Annotated in this window: 6 protein-coding genes; all 6 read left to right on the top strand. The window is 69.5% G+C overall.

Annotation, left to right across the window (positions count from 1 at the left end):
* Positions 1-507: NADH-quinone oxidoreductase subunit B (locus tag ABR571_RS01750; RefSeq protein ID WP_409451459.1), on the top strand; the 507-nt coding region annotated here is incomplete at its 5' end.
* 70 nt (positions 508-577) lie between these two features.
* The gene (locus ABR571_RS01745; RefSeq protein WP_409451460.1) at positions 578-1,273 is read left to right on the top strand and encodes an NADH-quinone oxidoreductase subunit C; all 696 of its coding nucleotides are present in this window, start codon (positions 578-580) and stop codon (positions 1,271-1,273) included.
* Positions 1,270-2,601 (top strand): NADH-quinone oxidoreductase subunit D, encoded by a 1,332-nt coding sequence (locus ABR571_RS01740; RefSeq protein WP_409451458.1) that lies wholly within the window; start codon positions 1,270-1,272, stop codon positions 2,599-2,601. Before ABR571_RS01745 ends, ABR571_RS01740 begins: the two co-directional genes overlap by 4 nt.
* Complete coding sequence (gene nuoE / locus ABR571_RS01735) at positions 2,601-3,578, top strand: NADH-quinone oxidoreductase subunit NuoE (RefSeq protein ID WP_409451457.1); 978 nt, start codon at positions 2,601-2,603, stop codon at positions 3,576-3,578. Before ABR571_RS01740 ends, nuoE begins: the two co-directional genes overlap by 1 nt.
* Positions 3,575-4,864 carry an NADH-quinone oxidoreductase subunit NuoF gene (gene nuoF / locus ABR571_RS01730; protein ID WP_409451456.1) on the top strand — a complete coding sequence of 430 codons (1,290 nt, stop codon included), beginning with the start codon at positions 3,575-3,577 and terminating at the stop codon, positions 4,862-4,864. The genes nuoE and nuoF overlap by 4 nt, the downstream gene beginning before the upstream one ends.
* Position 4,865: 1 nt before the next feature.
* Positions 4,866-6,531, top strand: a 1,666-nt coding sequence (locus ABR571_RS01725) for an NADH-quinone oxidoreductase subunit G (RefSeq protein ID WP_409451455.1), incomplete at its 3' end; no start/stop codon positions are given.

Genomic DNA, 6,531 nt, shown 5'->3' with positions numbered 1-6,531 from the left:
CTGCTCGCCTCGGTCGAGAAGCTCGTCAACTGGACGCGGAAGTCGTCGCTGTGGCCGGTGCAGTTCGGCCTGGCCTGCTGCGCCATCGAGATGATGTCCTTCGGCGGTCCCCGCTTCGATTCGGCCCGCTTCGGCATGGAGGTCTTCCGCGCCTCCCCGCGCCAGGCCGACTTGATGATCGTGGCCGGCCGGCTGAGCCAGAAGATGGCCCCGGTGCTGCGCCAGATCTACGACCAGATGCCCGAGCCCAAGTGGGTGCTGGCCATGGGCGTGTGCGCGTCGAGCGGCGGCATGTTCAACAACTACGCGATCGTCCAGGGCGTCGACCACGTCGTCCCCGTCGACATGTACCTGCCCGGCTGCCCGCCGCGTCCGGAGATGCTCATCGACGCGGTGCTGAAACTGCACCACAAGATCATGAACGAGCCGCTCGGCCCGAAGCGCGCCGCCCGGCTCGAAGGGCAGAACGTCGAGCTCGTCCCGTCCAGCTACAAGCACGGCCGGTGACGGCTCGATGACCGGACCCACCGACCGCCCCGTGCCCGACGACGCGGCGCCCGACCAGAGCGCGGCCGACATGGCGCGCGCGACCGTCGACATCGGCCGTACGGACAGCGCCCCGGTCGACTCGCCCTACGGCACCGAGCGGCGCGGCATGTTCGGCGTGGCCGGCAGCGGCGACACGACGGGCTTCGGCGGCCTGGTGCGCGAGCCGTGGGTCGCCCCGGCGGCCGAGCGTCCGTACGGCGGTTACTTCGACGAGATCGTGGACGGGCTGTACGAGGCCTATCCCGCCGCCGGGCAGGCGATCCAGAAGGTGGTCGTCGATCGCGGCGAGCTCACGCTCTACCTCGCCCGCGAGCATCTGGCCGGGGTCGCCGCCGTGCTGCGCGACGACCCGTCGCTGCGCTTCGAACTGTGCGTCGGCGTGTCCGGCGTCGACTACCTCGGCTCGACGAACCGGCTGCACTCCGTCGTCCATCTCATGTCGATGACCTACCGCCGGCGGGTACGGCTCGAGGTGTCGGTCACCCTCGACGACCCGCACGTCCCGTCGCTGACCGCGCTGTACCCGACGGCGGACTGGCAGGAGCGCGAGACCTACGACATGTTCGGCATCGTCTACGACGGGCACCCGGCGCTCACGCGGATCCTGATGCCCGACGACTGGGACGGCCACCCGCAGCGCAAGGACTATCCCCTCGGCGGCGTCCCCGTGCAGTACAAGGGCGCCACCATCCCGCCTCCAGACGAGCGGAGGGCCTACAAATGACGAACCCGACCGATCAGCAGCAGTACGCGCCGTCGCGCGAGACGACCGAGGGGCGGGTCTTCAACGTCTCCGGCGGCGACTGGGACGCCGTCGTCGGCGGCCTCGGCGAGTTCCGCGACGACCGGCTGATCGTCAACATGGGCCCGCAGCACCCGTCCACGCACGGCGTGCTCCGGCTCGTCCTCGAACTCGACGGTGAGACAGTCACCGACCTGCGCGCCGTCATCGGCTACCTGCACACCGGCATCGAGAAGAACGCCGAGTTCCGGACGTGGACCCAGGCGGTCACCTTCCTGACCCGCGCCGATTACCTGTCGCCACTGTTCAACGAGTCGGCCTACAGCATGGGCGTCGAGAAGCTGCTGGGCGTCGAGGTGCCCGACCGGGCCAAGTTGATCCGCATCATGCTGATGGAGATCAACCGCATCCAGTCGCACTGGGTCGCGTTGGCGACCGGCGGCATGGAGATGGGCGCCCTCACCGCGATGACCAACGGTCTGCGCGCGCGGGAACGCTGCCTCGACGTGCTGGAGATGATCACCGGGCTGCGCATGAACCACGCGTTCATCCGTCCCGGTGGCATTGCCCAGGACCTGCCCGAGGGCGCGGTCGAGAAGGTGCGCGAGTTCGTCACCGACATCCGCGAGGAGATCAACGGCCTGCGCCGGCTGCTCGCAGGCCAGCCCATCTGGATCGGCCGCCTGAAGGACGTCGGCTGGCTGGGCACCGAGGGCTGCCTCTCGCTCGGCGTCACCGGCCCGATGCTGCGGGCCACCGGCCTGCCGTGGGACCTGCGCAAGACCGAGCCCTACTGGGGCTACGAGCAGTTCGACTTCGACGTGGTGACCTACGACGGCGGCGACTGCTGGGCCCGCTTCCTCGTCCGGCTCGACGAGATGTACGAGTCGACGCGCATCGTCGAGCAGGCGCTCGAGTACTTGTCCCCCGGACCGGTGTGGGTCGACGACCCGAAGATCGCCTGGCCGGCGCAGCTGTCGATCGGGCCGGACGGCATGGGCAACTCGCTCGCCCACGTCCAGAAGATCATGAACGGATCGATGGAATCGCTCATCCATCACTTCAAGCTCGTCACCGAGGGCTTCCGCGTCCCGGCCGGCCAGGTCTACACCTCGGTCGAGGCGCCGCGCGGCGAGTTGGGCGCGCACGTCGTCAGCGACGGCGGCACCCGCCCGTGGCGCGTTCACCTGCGCGACCCCTCATTCGTGAACCTGCAATCCGCCGCCGCGCTCTCGATCGGCGGCATGATCTCCGACGTCGTCGCGGCGGTCGGTTCCATCGATCCGGTGATGGGCGGTGTCGACCGGTAATGAGCTCCACCCCCAGCACCAACAGCGGCCCGGACTTCGGCACCGAGGCGTTCGGTACGGACGCCTCGCGCAGCACGCTACCGACGGCGGCCGAGGCCGGGCGCAGCAACTTCCGCACGTCGGTCATCAACCTCGACCGGCCCGGCGATCCGACGGTCTTCAGCGACCAGGTGCGCGCCGACGCGGCCGAGCTGATCTCGCGCTACCCCGAGGGTCAGTCGCGCTCGGCCCTGCTGCCGTTGCTGCACCTCGTCCAGTCCGAGCAGGGCTATGTAACCCCGGACGGCATCGCGTTCTGCGCCGACATCCTGAACATCACCAAGGCCCAGGTGGCCGCGGTGGCGACGTTCTACACGATGTACAAGCGCTCGCCCACCGGCGAGTACCTGGTCAGCGTCTGCACGAACACGCTGTGCGGAATGCTCGGCGGCGACGAGATCTTCGCCGCGCTCAAGGACCAGCTCAAGGTCGGCAACAACCAGACCTCGAGCGACGGCAAGGTCACGCTCGAACACGCCGAGTGCCTGGCCGCGTGCGACTACGCCCCGGTAGTGACCGTCAACTACGAGTTCTTCGACAATCAGACGGTCGGCAGCGCACGCAACATCGTCAGCCAGTTGCAGTCCGGCGAGCGTCCGATGCCGACCCGGGGCGCGCCGCTGTGCACGTTCAAGGAGATCGAGCGCCAGATCGCCGGCTTCCACACCGACGAGACGCTCGCCCTCGACGCGAACGGCAGCGGCATCCCGACCGAGGCGGGGGTGAAGCTGGCGATCGAGCGCGGCGACACCGCGCCGTCCTACGCGGTCGACAGTTCGGCGAAGTCCGGCGACAGCAGCAAGAAGCAGAGCGGTGGTTCGTCAGGACAGGCCGGCGGCGGTACTGCCCAGGCGACGAGCAACGACGACGCACCACTGCAGACGTCCGTCTCGGACAACGCGAACCCGGCCAAGCCCGCGGGTGAGGAAGCAAAATGAGTTTGACGCCCGTGTTGACGAAGCGGTTCGGCACCGACCAGCCGTGGAAGATCGCCAACTACGAACGCCTCGACGGCTACACCGGGCTGCGCAAGGCGCTGACCATGGCGCCGGCCGACCTGATCACGCTGGTCAAGGAATCCAACCTGCGCGGCCGCGGCGGTGCCGGCTTCCCGACCGGCATGAAGTGGCAGTTCATCCCGCAGGACAACCCCAAGCCGAAGTATGTCGTCGTCAACGCCGACGAAGGTGAGCCGGGCACCTGCCGCGACCTGCCGCTGATGATGAACGACCCGCACTCGATGGTCGAAGGCATCATCATCGCCTGCTTCGCGGTGCGGGCCGAGCAGGCCTTCGTGTACATCCGCGGCGAGGCGGTGCACGCGATCCGCCGGGTGACCGCGGCCGTCGAGGAAGCGCGGGCCGCCGGCTACCTCGGCACCGACATCCTCGGCAGCGGCTTCAACTGCGACATCGTCGTGCACGCCGGCGCCGGCGCCTACATCTGCGGCGAGGAGACGGCGCTGCTCGACTCGCTCGAGGGCCGCCGCGGGCAGCCGCGGCTCAAGCCACCCTTCCCGGCGACCAACGGCCTGTACGACGCGCCGACGGTCGTCAACAACGTCGGCACGCTGGCCAGCGTCCCGTACATCGTTCTGGGCGGGGCCGACTGGTACAAGGCGCTCGGACCCGGGGGCTCACCCGGCACGTCGATCTTCTCGCTGTCCGGACGGGTCAAGAACCCCGGTCAGTACGAGGCCCCGATGGGCACCACGCTGCGAGAGCTCCTCGAGCTGGCCGGCGGCATGAGCCGCGGCAAGGACATCAAGTTCTGGACGCCCGGTGGCGCCAGCTGCCCGTTGCTCACCGCTGAGCACCTCGACGTCCCGCTGGACTTCGACTCGGTGATGAAGGCCGGCTCGATCAACGGCACGTCCGCGGTCATGATCTTCGATGAAGACGACTGCATCGTGCGCGCCGTGCGCAAGTGGTCGGAGTTCTACCGCCACGAGTCGTGCGGCAAGTGCACGCCGTGCCGGGAGGGCACGTACTGGTACGTCGGCATCTACGACCGGCTCGAGGCCGGCGAGGGCACCGAAGAGGATCTCGAGACGCTCCTGGACCTGTCCGACAACATCCTCGGCCGGTCGTTCTGCGCGCTCGGCGACGGGGCGACCAGCCCGGTGTCGTCGTCCATCCAGTACTTCCGCGACGAGTACGTGGCCCACATCGAGAATCACGGTTGCCCGTTCGAGGGCGCACGCACCCTGGCCGGAGCGCATTGACATGACCGAAGCACCGCCCAAGGAGGATCTGGTCCCGGTCACCATCGACGGGATCGAGATCTCCGTACCGAAGGGGACGTTGCTGATCCGCGCGGCCGAGCAGCTCGGCATCTCGATCCCGCGCTTCTGCGACCACCCGCTGCTCGACCCGGCCGGTGCCTGCCGCCAGTGCCTGGTCGAGGTCACCGACATGGGCAACGGCCGTGGCATGCCCAAGCCGGCCGCGTCCTGCACCACGACCGTCATGCCCGGCATGGTGATCAAGACGCAGTTGACGTCGGTGGTGGCCGACAAGGCGCAGCAGGGCGTCATGGAGCTGTTGCTCATCAACCACCCGCTGGACTGCCCCGTCTGTGACAAGGGCGGCGAGTGCCCACTGCAGAACCAGGCGATGAGCAACGGCCGCGCCGACTCGCGCTTCCACGAGCTCAAGCGCACGTTCCCCAAGCCGATCGCCATCTCGTCGAACGTGCTGCTCGACCGCGAGCGCTGCGTGCTCTGCCAGCGCTGCACCCGGTTCTCCGAGCAGATCGCCGGTGACCCGTTCATCGACCTGCTCGAGCGGGGCGCGCAGCAGCAGATCGGCACCTCCGACGAGGTGCCGTTCCAGTCCTACTTCTCCGGCAACACGGTGCAGATCTGCCCGGTCGGCGCGCTGACCGGCGCGTCCTACCGCTTCCGCGCTCGGCCGTTCGACCTCCAGTCGACCGAGTCGATCTGCGAGCACTGCTCGTCGGGTTGCGCGCAGCGCACCGACTGGCGGCGCAAGAAGATCACCCGTCGCCTCGCCGGCAACGACCCCGAGGTCAACGAGGAGTGGAACTGCGACAAGGGCCGCTGGGCGTTCCACTACGCCGAGCAGGCCGACCGCATCCTCAACCCGCTCGTGCGTGACGACCACGGCCGGCTCGTGGAGGCCAGCTGGCCCGAGGCGCTGGAGCGGGCCGCACAGGGTCTGGCCGAGGCCGTCGACCGCGGCGGCGTCGGCGTGCTGCCCGGCGGGCGGCTGACCGAAGAGGACGCCTACGCCTACGCCAAGTTCGCCCGCGTCGCGCTCGGCACCAACGACATCGACGCCCGCGTCCGGCCGATCTCGGCCGAGGAGAGCGACTTCCTCGCCGCGCACGTCGCCGGCACGACGCAGGAGCACGTCTCCTACGCCGACCTCGAGAAGGCGCCGGCCGTCCTGCTCGTCGGTTTCGAGCCGGAGGAGGAGTCCCCGATCGTCTTCCTGCGGCTGCGCAAGTCCACCCGTCTCGGGCGGACGAAGGTCTTCTCTGTCGCGCCGCTGGCCTCGGGCGGGTTGTCCAAACTCGACGGGACGCTGCTCCCGACGCTGCCCGGCGCCGAGGGATCCGTGCTCGACGCGCTGCCCGGCGAGGTGCTCGGCGCCATCGGCGAGGACGGTGCGATCATCATGCTCGGCGAGCGGTTGGCGTCCTCGCCCGGCGCATTGAGTGCGGCGTCAGCGCTGGCCGCCTCGACCGGCGCCAAGCTCGTGTGGGTGCCCCGCCGGGCCGGTGAGCGCGGCGCGATCGATGCCGGTGCGCTGCCGAACCTGCTGCCCGGCGCCCGCCCGCTGAGCGACGCAGCCGCCCGGGCCGAGGTCGAAGCCGCCTGGGGCGCTTCGGTCCCCACCCAGCCCGGCCGCGACGCCGACGCCATCC

It is taken from the genome of Jatrophihabitans sp., assembly GCF_046262535.1.
Lineage (GTDB): Bacteria > Actinomycetota > Actinomycetes > Mycobacteriales > Jatrophihabitantaceae > Jatrophihabitans.
This window is presented reverse-complemented; position numbering and strand designations above follow the sequence as displayed.